Below are 14,631 nucleotides of genomic sequence, written 5' to 3'. Positions count from 1 at the left end.
GGTAGTGCCGGCCGCTGGCCGGCAACCCAACACCGGTGGACGATGATCGTGAGGTTGCCGGCCAGCGGCCGGCACTACCCGTATCACCCCAATGGCCGCGCCAGATCCACGTTCTCCACCAGGAAATCGAGGAACGCGCGCACCCGCAGCGGCAGGTAACCGCCCTGCCCGAGGAACACCGCGTGCACCTCTTCCAGGTCACCGGGATTGGCCTCTTCCAGCACCGGCAGCAAGCGCCCGGCAGCAATGTCCTCCTGCACCTGGAATGCCGCCAGCCGCGCCATGCCCAGCCCGCCCAGCACCAGCTGGCGCAGCGCATCGCCGTTGCTGGCGCGGGCATTGCCACTGGGCAGCAGCATCCGCTCGCGCCCCTCCTGCAGCAACGGCCACCCCTGCATCGCACGAGCATGGCCTATGTCCAGCCGGTTGTGCGACTGCAGCTCCTCGGCAGTGCGTGGCAGCCCGTGCCGCTGCGCGTAGGCCGGTGCAGCCACGATCAACATCCGCGTCGCGCCCAGCCGTCGCGCCACCAGACTGGAGCTCTTCAGCGGCCCGGCCCGCACTGCCACGTCGGTGCGCTGCTCCAGCAGGTCGATCACCTCGTCGTTGAGGGTCAGGTCCACGCCCACCTGCGGGTTACGCTCAAGAAACGCCGGCAGCAGCGGCAACAGGAAATGGCGGCCAAACGGCACGTTGGAGTTGACCCGTAGCCGCCCGCGCGGCTCGGCATGGGCGCTGGCACAACGCTCGGCCTCGTCCAGGTCGGCCAGCACGCGCAGGCCACGCTCGTAGAACGCGCAGCCTTCCGGGGTCAGCTGCAGCTGGCGGGTGGAGCGTTGCAGCAGGCGCGTGCCCAGCCGTTGCTCCAGCCGCGCCACCAGCTTGCTGACCGCCGACGGCGTCATGTCCAGCGTGCGGGCCGCAGCGGAAAAGCCACCGGTCTCGATCACCCGCACGAACACTTCCAGTTCGCCGGATCGGTTGATGTCGGGTCGCGCCATGGCGATGAATCCAGTTCACAGATGATTGTCCGTGCGCAGTCTAGTTCACAGATAAGCACGGAATCACCATGGCGGTCCCTCCACTCGGGACTGCCCGATGAACCGCTTGAGCCAGCTCACCACCACCGCCCTGCTCGCCGTGTCCGGCGCCGCCAGTGCCGCATCCGCCCCGCACTGGGTCGCCAGCTGGCAGGCCAGCCCGCAGCCGGTCTGGAACGCGGATTTCCTGTTCCCGACCCTGGTCCCGGCCACGCTGCAGGACCAGACCTTCCGCCAGACGGTGCGTGTCAGCCTGGGCGGCCCGCGGCTGCGGGTGCGGCTGAGCAATGCCTACGGCACCCGGCCGCTGCGGATCGGGGCGGCCAGCGTGGCCGCACGCGCGGGCGCCATCCCGCAACCGCTCAGCTTCGGCGGCCAGCCCGGGGTGTTGATCGGGCCCGGTCAGGAACAGCTGAGCGATCCGCTCCCGCTGGCCACGGATGACCGCCAGGCATTGCAGGTCAGCGTCTTTGTGCCGGGGCCGGCAACCGTTCAGACGTTCCATTGGGAAGGCCGCCAGACCAGCTGGATCGCCCCTGGCGACCAGAGCCGGGCCCAGGCCCTGAGCGCAGCCAGCAGCACCACCGCCCGCCTGCTGCTGACCGGAATTGACGTCGAGGCCGACACCGACGCGCGCAGCGTGGTGGTGATCGGGGATTCGATCACCGACGGTGCCACCGCCAGCCTCGACCAGGACCAGCGCTGGACCGATCATCTGGCCGCGCTCCTGGCAGCGCGGGGCATAGCCGTGGTGAACGCCGGCATTTCCGGGGGCGGCTGCTGCGCGACGGCATGGGTGAATCCGCCCTGGTCCGCTTCCGGCGCGACGCGCTGGACCAGCCTGCGGTATCCAGTGTGATCGTGCTGATCGGCATCAATGACATCAGCTGGCCAGGTACCGCATTCGCCCGCAACCAGGCCCGACCCACGCTGAGCGAGCTGCAGGCGGGTATCGCGCGCTGGCAGAACAGGCCCGCCGCCGAGGTGTGCGGATCGTGGGCGCTACCTTGCCACCGTTCGCTGGCGCCCTGCCCGGCACGCCGCTGGACGACTACTACCAACCGGACAAGGACACCCTGCGCCGCCAGCTCAATGCCTGGCTGCGCACGGACAGCCCGTTCGACGCGGTGATCGACCTGGACGCGGCGCTGCGCGACCCGGCCGATCCCTCACGGATGGCCGTGGCCTACGACTCCGGCGACCACCTCCACCCGGGTGATGCCGGCAACCGGGCCATGGCTGAGGCGGTGGACCTGGAGATCCTGCTGGGCCGCAAGGGGTCGGATCCCTTACCTGAACGGAAAGGGCTCTGACCCCATCAACGAAAAACCCCGGGCAGGCCCGGGGTTTCGTCGCATCCAGCTGGCCGGAACGGATTACTTGCGCTTCTTGCGCACGTACAGCACCAGCGAGTGCTCTTCCAGCTCGTAGCCATGGTCTGCGGCGATCTTGCGCTGCAGCTCCTCGATCTCGTGGCTTTCGAACTCGATGATCTTGCCACTGTCCACGTCGACCATGTGGTCGTGGTGGCCGCCACGGTCCAGTTCGTAGACCGCCTGGCCGCCCTCGAAATTGTGCTTGAGCACGAGGCCGGCGGCCTCGAACTGGGTCAGCACCCGGTACACCGTGGCCAGGCCGATCTCGTCGCCGTGCTCCAGCAGCTGGCGGTAGATGTCTTCGGCGGTCATGTGGTGCTGGGCATTGCGCTGCTCGAGCAGCGCCAGGATCCGCATCCGCGGATGGGTCACCTTCAGGCCGACTTTACGCAGGTCGTGGGTTTCCATAGGTCTCCGTTCATTGGCGATTTAGCGCCAGCTGCCTCGGATTGGGTCGCGGTGGCACGCCGGGAGTGTATCATCGGTTTGATTTCCCCAACCGCCAGTCCCGATGCGCAATCTCCTGTTGGTCGCCGCCGTCGCCCTGTCCACCACCGGGTGCGGCATCATCTACAAGCAACCCATCTATCAGGGCAACCTGATCCGGGAAGATGCCGTGGCCAAGCTGCAGGTCGGGCAGAGCAAGCAGCAGGTCACCGCGCTGCTGGGCACCCCGTCCATTCCCGACCCGTTCCACGCCCAGCGTTGGGACTACACCTCCAGCCAGCGCGTGAACCGCCTGGGTCGTACCGAAGTGAAGAACTTCGTGGTGTTCTTCGAGAATGACACCGTGACCCGCTGGGAAGGCGATTACTTCCCGGGCAACGACAAGGCCCTGGCCCAGCAGACCGTGCGCCAGTTCGGCCGCAACCTGCCGAAGGACAAGAAGAAGAAGGGCCGCTGAGCCCCCTGCCCGTCCGCAGGTACGGCTGCCGGAATCAACCGCCGAGTGCGCGACGCCGGCGGTTGTCCTTGGGGTCGGCCAGCAACGGGCGCAGCAACTCGATGCGATCACCTTCCAGCAGTGCCTGCTGCGGGCGAGCCAGCACACCATGAACGGCGACGGCGGGGCAATCGGCACTGCCTTCCAGCGCGGCGGCGGCAATGGCGTCGGCCACGGTCGCACCTTCTTCCAGCTGCAAGCGGCGCGACAGCACCCGCTGCGGCCAGGCCAGCACCACCTCGACCTCGATCATCGCTCAGCCCTCGTCGGCGACGCGGACGAAATCGTTGACCATGCGATCGGCCAGCCCTTGGAAGCCGATCGCCAGCGCCGGACCGAGCAGGCGCGAGCTGGGTTCGAACTCCAGGGTCAGGGTGACCTTGCAGGCATCCTCGGCCAGCGCATGGAATTCCCAGCGGCCGTGCAGCTGCTTGAACGGGCCATCGCGCAGCTGCATATCAATGCTGTGCGGGCGCTGCAGGGTGTTCTCGGTCTGGAACCATGTGCTGAACGAGCCCAGGCCCAGGTCCAGTCGCGCCACCAGGCGGTCCTCGCCCTCCTCAACGATCTGGGCAGCAGAGCACCAGCGGAAACGGCGCGGATAGGCCTGGACGTCGTTGACCAGGTCGAACATGCGCGCGGCCGAATGTTCGACCAGGGCGCTGCGGCGGATAGTAGGCATGAATACAGGACGTTTCGGCAATCGACCGGGCGGGCCCGAATCGGAGACAATACGGAAATGAGCAAGAACAGCGGCAAGGATAAAGCAAAGAGCGCGACGGCCAACAAAACCATCGCGTTGAACAAGCGTGCCCGCCACGAATACCACATCGAAGAGCGCTTCGAGGCCGGCCTCGCCCTGCAGGGCTGGGAGGTCAAGTCGATCCGCGCAGGCCGTGGCAACATCATCGATGCCTACGCCTATGTGAAGCGCGGCGAGATCTACCTGATCGGTGCACAGATCACCCCGTTGATCCAGGCCTCCACCCACGTGGTGGCCAATGACCGGCGCGAGCGCAAGCTGCTGCTGCACCGGAACGAGATCGACAAGCTGATCGGCAAGGTCGAGCGCGATGGCTACACGATCGTGCCCACTGCGATGTACTGGAGCAAGAACAAGATCAAGCTCGAAGTCGCGCTGGCCAAGGGCAAGCAGACCCACGACAAGCGCGATGCCGCCAAGGACCGCGACTGGGCGATCGAGAAGCAGCGCGTGATGCGTCGCGGCAACCGCGACGCATGATCACTCCCATGGGCGCCATGGCGACTGCCAGCGCCGATGAAACGCGCACGTTGTGCGCGCGCCTGCTGGCCTTCAACCAGGCCCACGGCGGCGATGCGTTCGATGAGACCCCAGTCCGCCTGGCCTGGCATGACGAGCACGGCACGCTGCGCGGCGGCGTGCTGGCCGACGTCTGTGCCGGCTGGCTGCAGGTGCATGTGCTGTGGGTGGACCCGGAACTGCGCGGGCGAGGCATCGGCCAGCGCCTGCTGGCGGAAGCAGAAGCCGTTGCGCACCGCCATGGCGCCCGCAGCGTGATGCTGGATACCTTCGACTGGCAGGCCGAAGCCTTCTACCTGCGGCAGGGCTACACCGTGTATGGGCGACTGCCCGACTGCCCACCCGGTCACGAGCGGATCTACCTGCGCAAGACGTTGTCGGGTCGTAGTCGTGTCGGCGCTGGAGTTGCCTGCCGGTCACCCCGCCAGCACGCCCTGCCCGCGCATGCGCGGTGCCAGCGCGGCGTGCATCACGGCCAGATGCATCACCACCGCCAGTTCGGGCGCATGCCGGTCATCGCCGGCGCGCCACCGCTGCGCCAGCTGGGCTGCGTCGGCCGGCAGCAGGGCCAGCAACTGGGCGTCATCCATCGAATCGGCCGCGCCCTGGAGCTGCTGCGCCATCTGCCGCGACTGCCACACATGCACGCCGATGCTGAGGCTGGCCAGCGACATCAGGACCACGGCCAGCCCGTGCTCGAACCACTGCGACAGCACTTCCGGCCCCCACAGCAGGGCCGCCAACACCGCCAGGCCCGGCAGGCGCCAGCCCAGCCAATGGATGCGACCGCGCTGCGACCAGTGCACCACCACCGCACTGGCGACCAGTGCTGCGGCCGCTGTGGCCGGCAGTTCGGTCAGGCAGGTGGCCGCCAGCAGCGCGCCCAGCACGGCCCAGACCCAGCCAGGGGGCAATGCCCGTCGCTGGTAGTCGGCCCCGACGGGTCCGACCAGCTGTCGCAGGCTGCGTTGTTGGCTTGCCTCGGTCACCCACAGTCTCCGTGTCTGTCCTGGCTCGGATGGTCGCCGCCAGTGTGTCGCAAATTCGTGCCCATGACGTTACCAATCCGCTATGCCGCTGGCTCTACAACATGTTGTGGATTGCCCCGGTGACTGTTCAGCTGTTTTGGCGTAGCATTGGCAGCGTTGGGCAGGCACTGACCGTGGCGACACGAAAGCAGGCCTTGTACCTTGCAGAACTTGAAGAAACCGGGGTGCATTGGTTTCGACGGGGGTTGTGAAGTCGCCTGGCGCATGCCGAGGGGGTAGCTTTCCTCGTAAATCCAGCTGCAAAACTCTAGTTGCCAACGACGACAACTACGCTCTGGCCGCTTAAGGCCTAAGCCTCGAAACCGCTTGTGTCCATGCTCGCGGTGTAGAGTCACTATCATGGAATCGCGCTGGACGGCTGCCTGTCAGTCCGGCACTAGAACACAACAGGCTGGTTCCCGGATGCGCTTTGCGCACCGTGCTGTTCGGGGACGAGATCCAACGGTGAGCTAAGCATGTAGTGCTGGGGATGGAGTGCCTTCGGACGGCGGTTCAATTCCGCCCACCTCCACCATTCTCGCCTTGAAATCTACGCTAAGTGCATTGATTTTTCAAGGCTTTTTGGTAGAAAACGCGCCTCAAACGATACCCCTTTCAGGTATCGTTTGAGGTATCGTTTTGCCCAAACCCTTCTTGTCGAAGCGCGCCAGCGGGCTCTATGCCCGCTTTCTTGTGCCCGTGGATTTGCGCCAGGCCTTGGGTTGCCGCTTCCTCGTTCGTGCCCTGCCCGGCCGAGGCGATGCCGCCCGACTGGTCGCTGCCCGCATGGCTGTGGCACTCTCGGAAGCATTCAAAGCGCTACGAACAGGGACGATGAACGACGACATCAAGGACATCTTGCGACGGGTGCGCGAGAACGGGCACAACGACCTGACCATCCAGCAGGTGCGGCTGCCCAACGGGCTGACTTTGGGCGGGGTGGAAATCAACACGACCGAGGACCGCCGGCTGTTCCGGCAGACCGTGCAGGACTTGAACGCTCTCGCAGCAAAGGACCCGCTCATGGCGGGCATGCATGGGTGGGAGCCCCCACGCCCGCCCGCACCGCCTGCGCCTCCCGCCGGCCCGCTCCTGTCCGAGCGCATCGACGTCTACCTCAACGATATGCGGCGGGCCCAGCGCGCCGTGCGCAACGTCATGGACACGGAATACACGCTGCGGCTGTTCTTGGCGTTGGGCGACGACAAGCCGATTGAGGAGGTCACCGCCACGGACGTGCGGGCGTTTCTTGATGCGCTGGCGGTCTACCCGGCCAACGCCAGCAAGAAAGCCGTGTTCCGTGGCCTGACGCCCAAGGAAGTGCTGGCGAAGGCCAAAAGAGGCGGACACCCGACCCTGCTGGAACGCACCCAGGAGAAGCGCCGCGACCATCTGGCCGCTTTCTTCAACGCCCAGGCCGACGAGGCCCTTATCCCCAAAGCCCCGCACAAGGCCATCATGAATCGCTCCAAGTCCCAAACCGACGCCCCGACCCGCGAACCGTTCACGCCGGAAGAGCTGGCCGCGCTCTTTGATACCGAAGCATTCCCGCTGTGGGCCAGCAAATACCCGCACCGCTGGTTCGGCTCCATCCTGGGCGTGGCGACGGGGGCGCGCGTCAACGAGCTGGCCCAACTCTACGTCGATGACGTGGCCGAGGTGGGCGGCCATTGGGGCATCCACATCCGCGCCCTGCGCCCGGACCAGCGATTGAAGAACGCGCATTCCTCGCGTTTCGTCCCCTTGTCCGACGCAGTGCTGCAGGCGGGGTTCCTGGCGTTCGTCGAGGACGTGAAGCGCGCCGGATTCGACCGCCTGTTCCCGCACCTCCAGCATTCGGAAGCCGGCGGCTACGGGGACACGATGGGCGACCAGTTCCGCGCCTACGCCATCAAGCGCGGCCTCACCGGCCGCTTGAAATCCTTCCATTGCTTCCGCCACAACGTGGCCAACACGCTGGTCAACGAACTTGGGACGGCCATCCAAGTGACTCAAGAAATCACGGGGCACGACCTGACCCTTCCCAGCGGCCTCAAGCATTACGTGAACCCCGGCACCATCCCCAAGCGCTTTGCAGCGCTGAACGAATACGGGCCGCCTGTTGCGCTGCCGGCTTATGTGCCGGGGCAGTTTGACCGTGCCTTCAAGCAAGTGGCCCACATCGAGCGACGCAGGGAGAAAGCCGCCAAGACGCGCCAAGCCAAGAAAAGCAAAGCCCCCGCATGAGCGAGGGCTTTGGTGTTGCTATCCCCAATGGGGGAACGTGACTGAATACTAGTAGCATCACCAGGATTCACTACCCCAATGGGGGAACCTACTATCCGCCCCAAAGGGCGGTGAACGTGTCGGCGGGTAAAGCTTTTTTCTAAGCCACCCATAGGGCGGTGAATCTCGGGTCATCCCCGCTGACGTGGGGAACAACAGCACCAAGCCCGAGGCTGGTTTGTAAAACCCCTGCTAACGCAGGGAAACCGCCGACATCGATGTTTTGTCATGTTTTTCTGACGGGTGCAAGTCTTTAACCTAACAACCGGTGAAATATTTTTCAGCGCGCCAGGCTGCCGCGCATTTTCCCGGTCTTTTTCCCTTGACGGGCAACATGGGCCGCTTTGCGCTTCTTCTTCATGGTCTTGCGCAGGTTCTTGCCCCGCGTGTCGTAACCGGCGGCTTTCAGAAGTTTGTCTGCCGCTTTGGCGGCGGCTCGGCGGGTGGCACTGTCCATCGGCAGTTTTTAGCGCATCTCACTGGATGCGCAAGGGGTCGGCGCGCGCCGATGTGCTTTTCTGAAACAGGAAAAGCCTGCACATGCCTGCCTTTCTTCCCCTTAAAGCTTCGCTAAGCTCCCCTGCTTTGCCCTTCATCTTGGGGGTCGCCTCCGGCTCCCCCGACGATGAAGGGCAAAGTCTCCCCTAGGACCTCCGCGCGAAGCGGCAGGGGTGACTTGGCCCCCGTTGGTTACCGCCCCGAAGGACGGCCCGACAGTCGGGCGCGGTGATAGAAGGACTACACCGCTACGACGGATTCACGCGGTCCAACCGCGCCGGCTCAGGGTTCCGTCACCACTATGTGGCGTCTCTCCTGTGGGCTTGCCCGCTCCCCAGCCGTCGCTGAGAAATATCATCCTAGCTGCCATCCTTGGGCCACAAACCGCTGATAGTCGGACCGCGACAGGGCACACGAGTGGGGCCAGATTGAGCACTCCCCACGCCTCTGCGACGCTTGAACTACCTGGTTGGCGCAGGTTGCAGGCCATACAGCGCCCGGTCCCCCTGCTTCAAAGCCTGCGCACCCTGGTGGGGTCAACCCAAGCCCTTGCGGGCTCCCAGTTCTCCTTGTGCGCAGCCGGTCTTTCCACCGGCAACGAGTTACGGCTACCAACGGCCTTCGGGCTGGGCAGACAGGGAGGAGAGAAAGGAGGAGGGGCTTGCGGGTCCGTCCAGGCTTGTTAGAGTGGCCTCAAGGGGCCTTGCCTGGGCATGTCGTAGCTGTCATCTACCTTGCTCGCCTCCGAGTCGGTCAAACTCGGGGGCCGTGAAATCAAAATAAAACGCCCTCGGCTTTTGTCAAGCCGGGGGCGTTTTATTCTTGGAAACCTGCGAGATGGCAAGCGCATCATCTAAAAGATGAGTTTCGTGCCGCGCCAGCCGCCCGTAGCTTAGCTTTCTTAAAGCTGGGCCGCTCGGTTATCGTCGTGGCCCGCTCAGCGCAGCCACGATGGCGTCTCGATAGACATTCTCGTCGGGCAGCGTCACGTTGTTGAACGCCTCCTGCACCTTGTAGACCGTCGTTGAGTGCGGCATTAACGCACGCAAAGGAACAAGTGCGCCGGCAGGCAGATTCAGCGCTGTGTCGTGTTCGTAGGCAAGGAAAGTAATCGAAGCCGGTTGTAGTGCATAGCGCACCAAGCCGGCAGCACCGCCTAGCCGGCCCATGATGCGCTGATACACGGGCCCGGGTGAGACGAAGAACAAGCCCTTGCGGCATAGTTCCTCTCGCTGCAAAACCTGTCCCTTGTAGATAAGCTGCGGCAAGATACGTTTGTTTACGTTTTCCCAGTTTAGACCTGCCGTCGTCGCCGGGTTCGTTCGTGTCGGCGTCAGCAGGCCCTGCCGTCCGTTGCGGTAGTTGCCAGTGGTGTCAATAGTCTGCACTTCGACGGCGATAAACTCCTGCAAAGCGCCTTTGGCATCTAGTAGCGCCAAAACCCAATCGACGAAGTAGCTTCCTATGCCGTCCTTCTGGGGGAGACGCAGTTCGCCACCCCAGCGTTTGCCGAATACTGCAACCACCGGTCGCTCTTCACGTCGTGCAATCTTGGCGGCTTCAGCACCAGCAAACAACAGCAGATCCCCGCCGAATGCGATGCGCGCCACGTCGGACAGCACCTTGTAGTTCTCGGCGTATAAGCGAATCGGGCAGCAGATCACTGGCTCAGACTTTACCGGTTTGATAGTGCAAACGCCCGCTATCTCGCCATCGCTCAGACGCTTTTCGCAAACCTCGCCTAGAAATGGGCATTGTCTAGAGTCTGCGGCCTGCACAGCGGCTGCTGAGCAGTCATCAGCGCGATACCCGAAGAACTCCCATATTTTTCCCGCCATTAGGCTGCGCCGACTTTGCGACGAGACTTGCGCCCACTTTGAAGCGCGTGGGCGATGGCTCGACCCACGGCCGCGCCCAACAACGGCGGAACAGCATTGCCGACCTGTTCGTATTGCTCTACCCGGGAGCCGCAGAACATATAGGTGTCGGGGAATGACTGAATGCGCGCTGCCTCGCGCACCGTGAAAGCACGCTCTTGATCGTAGTGGAAGTAAGCTCCCCAATGCGGATCACATTTCGTCAAGATGGTCGATGCCAAACCATCAGGGTCGACACGCCCATAACGCTTAGTGTGGTCACTGCGCCGCGCCATGCGCATCCCCGCGGCAGCAGCGCTTCGGGAATGTCCGTCCAGTTTCCGCCTGGCGGAATGAAAGCCAGGCGATCCATGTTTATTTTGCCCAATCGCGGGGCCTCGTGACAAGTTACCCCTGTCGATCCAATGCGCATCAGCTGCTGATATGGATTGCTGGCCACACTCCCATAAGGCTTCTCTGCCGCACCGAGTTCACCATTGGTCAGAATGGGCAAATCACCGATGGCATCACGCACTGTGACATGTGACGGCAGTTCCAGCGAACGTGGCAGGGCGACCAGACTCCGACCGGCAAACTGTGCAGTGAAGTTCACACGGACTGGCGCGCTGCGCAGCGGTTCAGGGAATAGTTCCGCAGGGTTCAGGCCATCTCGCCCGCCAAGAATGATCGTTCGCCACCGGGTTTGGGGGACGCCGTAATGGGGCGCATACAGGATGCGCACGTCGGCGTCGTAGCCAAGCTGTTTCAGTGATTCAAGGATCGCATCCAGTGTCGCTCCGCCCTCATACGACACCATGCCGGGCACGTTTTCAATCATGACCGTGCGCGGCTGAAATTCGGCGACGAAACGCAGGTATTCTCGGAATAGATGATTCCGCCTATCCTCGGTGGAACGCTTCGGCGCATTGATCGAAAACCCTTGGCACGGCGGACCGCCAGCCACCAAGTCAAGCTCGCCTCGCTTCAATCCGAGGCGATTGCGGATTTTACGTGCATCGACCTGCCGGATATCGCGGCTGTCCACCTGAGTCTTCGGATGGTTAATCGCATAGGTCTGAGCATAGCGAGGCGAAATCTCGTTGGCATAAAGCGGCGTAAACCCTGCTTCGCGCAGCCCCTCGGACAGGCCGCCCGCACCTGCAAACAAGTCCAATGATTTGAGGCTCATATCGTATTTCTCTTGGTTGATCGGCGCCTCTTTCTGGTAGCAGGTGCCGCGAACATGTCCGGTTGCCGTCCGTCTTGACGCCGGTCGGCGAATGCCTGCATGAACTCACGCAGAACTTCTGATGCTGGCCGATTTTCGGCCAAACACGCCGCTTGGAACGCCTCGCGGAGTTGCAGCGCCACGCGGATACGAAGTCCAGCATCTTTGCTCATCATGGCTTAAGTGTCGCATGGATACACGTTTGTGTATCCAAATATGTGCCCATCGGCAACTGGCGAGGCCCTACCCGGGGGCTCGAACCGGAGCCGGATCGGCGGCTGTCGGGAAGAACCTTACGTAGTCGGTCATAGTAGCGGCTTCCCGTCTCGTGAGATGAGACAGGAAGCCAACCAAACGGAGCCACATGTGCTCCTTTGTCATGCCGACGGTCGCCAGGGTCCTGAATGGGATCCCACGCTGCGCTCTGGATGGAACCTCTCTACGCGACGACGCTGAGCGCGAGGAAGAGCAACGTTGGAAGCAACATCAGGAGGCCGATGATGCCAAAAATGCCACAAAGAGTGATTGCCCAAAGTTGGCCTGCGTTGAAATGCCCCGCACTGCGCTGGGCTGCGGCATAGGCGGCTCCCGGATGAAGCCGTTCTGCCTTCCGCCGCAGCAGGCGCGACGAGACCGGCCCAAGGACCAGCCCAAACGGCCCCGTCAACAGGACGGCAAGGCAAAAGCACAGGGTGAAACGGGCTTGCGGGGTCATCACCGAGACGGTGGGCACAGGCTGGTAGCTCATCGGCATTCCATTGGCAGGCAGCGGGATGCTACCTTTCAGGTAGAAACTACCTCAAAGGGAGCCCCGCCGTCATGCTGTGGTCTGCTCGTCGTTTCGGTCCTGCCCGTGCCCAAGGCCCCACCCAACCCACGCCAACTCTTTGCGGCTCGGCTGAAGCAGGCCCGTGCGCTACGCGACGTGCCCAGCCAACGGGCCTTGGGGCTGCTCATGGGGCTTGAAAAGCACGTGGCCGCCAACCGGGTCAACCGCTACGAGAGCCAGGCCAGGGGCATCGACTTGGACGGCCTGGGGAAGTTGGCCGAGGTGTTGCAGGTGCCAATGGCCTACCTGGTCGCCGAGGACGAGGCGATGGCCGACGCCGTGCTGGCGCTGGCCCAGCTGTCGCCCGAGCAACGGGCCAGGGCCGTCGCGGCGATCCTCAAGGCCGCGGAGGCAACGGACGGCGGCCCGGACTGACCGGCTCCGGTGGTTGAACAGCCTGGTCTAGGGTCGGTCGCGTGGAGGCCATGTCGTGCGTCGGTGCAAGCTCGGCAGTGGGTTTGACGGGCGGGAACTGGTGCGGGAACTGCGTCAGAAAATCCACCGTTGCCAGCTCGAACGCCACCCCGGCCTTGTCTGTGGCTTCTTTGGTCTGTTCGCGCAACGCGCGGGCCTGCTGCTCTTGGAGCCTGGCCTGCTGCCTCTTTTCTTGCATCGCCTGCGCGGCCCGGTCCTTCGCGGTGGGCCGTCCCACCTTGCGCAGCAGTGTAGAACCGAAATCCGTGGGCACCGGGAACGTGTTGGCGTCCGCCACGGCCCTGCGGCGGGCCAGCCTGGCGTCCTGTCTGGCTTGTTTAGCGTCCACATGCGCCTGGCGCTTTTCAGCCAAGTCGTCACGGCGTTGGAGGAGCGTGCGAGAGACAGAACGCTGCTCAGGCGTGGCGTTGCTGGACTGAAGGGCCCGGCGCGCGACCTTAAACATCTGTTCAATGATCTCTTCTAGATTTTTTACCGCTTGGTCTCCGGCCATGATTTCCGCCTGCCTGTCTTGAGTGTTTTTACGTGAAGCGCGTTCAACCGCTGCCGCCCCCTTTCCCTGCTGACCGCCCCAACGGGGGCCGGCCGGGGCATGGATGCTCCGGCTTTGTGCGCAGCGGGACGCTGTGCACGCGCCTGGACGGCGGCCCCTGGCTTGGGCGTCAGGAGTTGGACTGGAATGCGGAGCACCGCCGGACGAGGGTCGTGATGTCGCGGTGCATCTGTCCGCAAAACACGACTAAATCCGGCCCCTTCGGCGGCTGGTCGTCCGCCACCGGCCAGCCCAGGGTTAAGGTTGTGGAGTGGGCGCAGCGCAGGCATGCGCTCGTTGCCAACTCCGGGTTTTCTGACTCGGATAGCATCAACGCTATCTCGCGTGAGAGCGGGGCGCGTCGGCGCTGGGGATTGGTGGTAGCTCGGTCATGGCGTGGGGCCTCGGTGGGGGATGGCTGGGCAGCAGCGCGCAAGCGCACCGCCGATTCTTTGCGGCGTTCCAGAAGCGCTTGTGCGTGCAGGGCTTGCTCGTCCACATGGGCCAAGCGCCCCTCGGCTGCGGCTTGGGCTCTCAATGCCTCGAAGCGCTCGGCGTGGGCGATGACGCGGCTGTCGGCCGCTCGGCGGACCCGGTCGTTTCGCTTGGCGCGCGGCAACCGTTCGCCACGGCGGCGGGCTTGGGTGACCGCTTTGCCTTCGTGCTTAGTGGCCGGGCGGTCCAACTGGGCCGCTTTGGCGAAGTCATCGTTTTGGACGGCCGCGGCCTGCTGGCTCAACAACGAACGATGGTCCACGCGTGCAGCCATGCCTTCGCTGGCCAGCATGCGGTTGACGGCCGTGGCCCAGAACTCGCGTTCCCTTTCGGCCAGTGTGGGTTGCTTGGCTCGCTTGCACGCAATCGGGTCCAGCGCCACAGCCTTCTTCCCCAAGCTTCCGTCTGGGTTGACGCTGCACGCGCTGAGCAAAATATGGGCGTGGTGGTTGCGCCCGTCCCCGCCCTTGCTCGGCTCGTGGATGGCCACGTCAGCGGCCACGCCGTAGCGCTCGGCCAAATGGCGGGCAAAGCCATGCGCCAGTTCTTGGCGCTTTTCGGCCGAAAGTTCGGCGGGAAGCGCCACCTCCACCTCGCGGCACGTGATGGCGTCTCCACGCTTGTGGTGGGCCTCGACCCGATTCCAAAACTCGGCCCGGTCGGCGGTCTGTTCGCCTGGAAGGCAGAGCGCCGAAAACGCGACGCCTTGGCGGCGCGTGTAGTCGTGGACCGTCCCGGTCAATGCATCTTCAATCCGCACCCCTGCACGATAGGCAGCGCCAGCGGTGGACGAGTGTCCTCCCGAGCGCGAGTAAGCCTTAGCA

The 14,631-nt window shown here is 64.1% G+C and carries 16 protein-coding genes, 1 other RNA gene and 2 pseudogenes; 7 read left to right on the top strand and 12 right to left on the bottom strand.

Annotated elements, in window-relative coordinates; translation table 11 throughout:
* Window positions 1-83 precede the first annotated feature (83 nt).
* Window positions 84-1,001: a LysR family transcriptional regulator gene (locus DL544_RS08465; protein WP_139726985.1), complete on the bottom strand. Its 918-nt coding sequence runs from the start codon at window positions 999-1,001 to the stop codon at window positions 84-86.
* A gap of 97 nt (window positions 1,002-1,098) precedes the next feature.
* On the opposite strand from DL544_RS08465, the pseudogene DL544_RS08460 reads away from it, so the two are divergent.
* Window positions 1,099-2,353 (top strand): annotated as a pseudogene (locus DL544_RS08460) (SGNH/GDSL hydrolase family protein).
* Between the two features lie 63 nt (window positions 2,354-2,416).
* Here the strand turns inward: DL544_RS08460 and fur are convergent.
* Entirely contained in the window at window positions 2,417-2,824 is a 408-nt protein-coding gene (gene fur, locus DL544_RS08455; RefSeq protein ID WP_005409235.1) for a ferric iron uptake transcriptional regulator, read from the bottom strand.
* A 103-nt stretch (window positions 2,825-2,927) separates the two neighbouring features.
* Between fur and DL544_RS08450 the strand changes: the two genes are divergently transcribed.
* The gene (locus DL544_RS08450; protein WP_005409234.1) at window positions 2,928-3,320 is read left to right on the top strand and encodes an outer membrane protein assembly factor BamE; all 393 of its coding nucleotides are present in this window, start codon (window positions 2,928-2,930) and stop codon (window positions 3,318-3,320) included.
* Between the two features lie 34 nt (window positions 3,321-3,354).
* Here the strand turns inward: DL544_RS08450 and DL544_RS08445 are convergent, their stop codons facing one another.
* Together DL544_RS08445 and DL544_RS08440 are read right to left on the bottom strand one after the other, a co-directional pair.
* Complete coding sequence (locus DL544_RS08445; protein WP_005416176.1) at window positions 3,355-3,612, bottom strand: RnfH family protein; 258 nt, start codon at window positions 3,610-3,612, stop codon at window positions 3,355-3,357.
* 3 nt (window positions 3,613-3,615) lie between these two features.
* Complete coding sequence (locus DL544_RS08440; RefSeq protein WP_005416175.1) at window positions 3,616-4,041, bottom strand: type II toxin-antitoxin system RatA family toxin; 426 nt, start codon at window positions 4,039-4,041, stop codon at window positions 3,616-3,618.
* 57 nt (window positions 4,042-4,098) lie between these two features.
* Between DL544_RS08440 and smpB the strand changes: the two genes are divergently transcribed.
* Both smpB and DL544_RS08430 read left to right on the top strand, forming a co-directional pair.
* A complete protein-coding gene (gene smpB / locus DL544_RS08435; RefSeq protein ID WP_005416174.1) occupies window positions 4,099-4,602 on the top strand; it encodes an SsrA-binding protein SmpB in 504 nt (167 codons plus the stop codon).
* Window positions 4,599-4,949 (top strand): annotated as a pseudogene (locus DL544_RS08430) (GNAT family N-acetyltransferase); the annotation flags it as partial. The gene smpB and the pseudogene DL544_RS08430, both read left to right, overlap by 4 nt.
* A gap of 108 nt (window positions 4,950-5,057) precedes the next feature.
* Here the strand turns inward: DL544_RS08430 and DL544_RS08425 are convergent.
* Window positions 5,058-5,630 carry a hypothetical protein gene (locus DL544_RS08425; RefSeq protein ID WP_065179671.1) on the bottom strand — a complete coding sequence of 191 codons (573 nt, stop codon included), beginning with the start codon at window positions 5,628-5,630 and terminating at the stop codon, window positions 5,058-5,060.
* 220 nt (window positions 5,631-5,850) lie between these two features.
* Between DL544_RS08425 and ssrA the strand changes: the two genes are divergently transcribed.
* Window positions 5,851-6,204, top strand: a transfer-messenger RNA (tmRNA) gene (ssrA, locus tag DL544_RS08420).
* Window positions 6,205-6,323: 119 nt separating this feature from the next.
* The gene (locus DL544_RS08415; RefSeq protein WP_479692435.1) at window positions 6,324-7,895 is read left to right on the top strand and encodes a tyrosine-type recombinase/integrase; all 1,572 of its coding nucleotides are present in this window, start codon (window positions 6,324-6,326) and stop codon (window positions 7,893-7,895) included.
* A 319-nt stretch (window positions 7,896-8,214) separates the two neighbouring features.
* Here the strand turns inward: DL544_RS08415 and DL544_RS21245 are convergent, their stop codons facing one another.
* The 5 genes from DL544_RS21245 to DL544_RS08395 all read right to left on the bottom strand — a co-directional run bounded on the left by DL544_RS21245 (window position 8,215) and on the right by DL544_RS08395 (window position 12,270).
* On the bottom strand, window positions 8,215-8,391 hold the full coding sequence (locus DL544_RS21245; protein WP_176556913.1) for a hypothetical protein: 177 nt from the start codon (window positions 8,389-8,391) through the stop codon (window positions 8,215-8,217).
* A 961-nt stretch (window positions 8,392-9,352) separates the two neighbouring features.
* Complete coding sequence (locus tag DL544_RS08410; protein ID WP_139726983.1) at window positions 9,353-10,270, bottom strand: NotI family restriction endonuclease; 918 nt, start codon at window positions 10,268-10,270, stop codon at window positions 9,353-9,355.
* On the bottom strand, window positions 10,270-10,584 hold the full coding sequence (locus DL544_RS21730) for a DNA cytosine methyltransferase (RefSeq protein WP_255313099.1): 315 nt from the start codon (window positions 10,582-10,584) through the stop codon (window positions 10,270-10,272). Before DL544_RS21730 ends, DL544_RS08410 begins: the two co-directional genes overlap by 1 nt.
* Complete coding sequence (locus DL544_RS08405) at window positions 10,512-11,477, bottom strand: DNA cytosine methyltransferase (RefSeq protein ID WP_255313098.1); 966 nt, start codon at window positions 11,475-11,477, stop codon at window positions 10,512-10,514. Before DL544_RS08405 ends, DL544_RS21730 begins: the two co-directional genes overlap by 73 nt.
* A 478-nt stretch (window positions 11,478-11,955) precedes the next feature.
* Window positions 11,956-12,270 (bottom strand): hypothetical protein, encoded by a 315-nt coding sequence (locus DL544_RS08395; protein ID WP_139726981.1) that lies wholly within the window; start codon window positions 12,268-12,270, stop codon window positions 11,956-11,958.
* A gap of 171 nt (window positions 12,271-12,441) precedes the next feature.
* On the opposite strand from DL544_RS08395, the gene DL544_RS08390 reads away from it, so the two are divergent.
* Entirely contained in the window at window positions 12,442-12,720 is a 279-nt protein-coding gene (locus tag DL544_RS08390; protein ID WP_139728093.1) for a helix-turn-helix domain-containing protein, read from the top strand.
* Here the strand turns inward: DL544_RS08390 and DL544_RS21725 are convergent.
* Window positions 12,683-13,273, bottom strand: coding sequence for a hypothetical protein (locus DL544_RS21725; protein ID WP_255313095.1), 591 nt, complete (start codon window positions 13,271-13,273; stop codon window positions 12,683-12,685). The two genes, DL544_RS08390 and DL544_RS21725, sit on opposite strands and share 38 nt — an antisense overlap.
* Before the next feature lie 169 nt (window positions 13,274-13,442).
* Window positions 13,443-14,549 (bottom strand): MobA/MobL family protein, encoded by a 1,107-nt coding sequence (locus DL544_RS21720; RefSeq protein ID WP_255313094.1) that lies wholly within the window; start codon window positions 14,547-14,549, stop codon window positions 13,443-13,445.
* Window positions 14,550-14,631: the final 82 nt, after the last annotated feature.

The sequence above is a fragment of the Stenotrophomonas sp. pho genome, from assembly GCF_006228405.1.
GTDB lineage: Bacteria > Pseudomonadota > Gammaproteobacteria > Xanthomonadales > Xanthomonadaceae > Stenotrophomonas > Stenotrophomonas sepilia.
The sequence above is the reverse complement of the archived record's forward strand: the minus strand, read 5'-3'. Positions and strand labels throughout refer to the sequence as shown.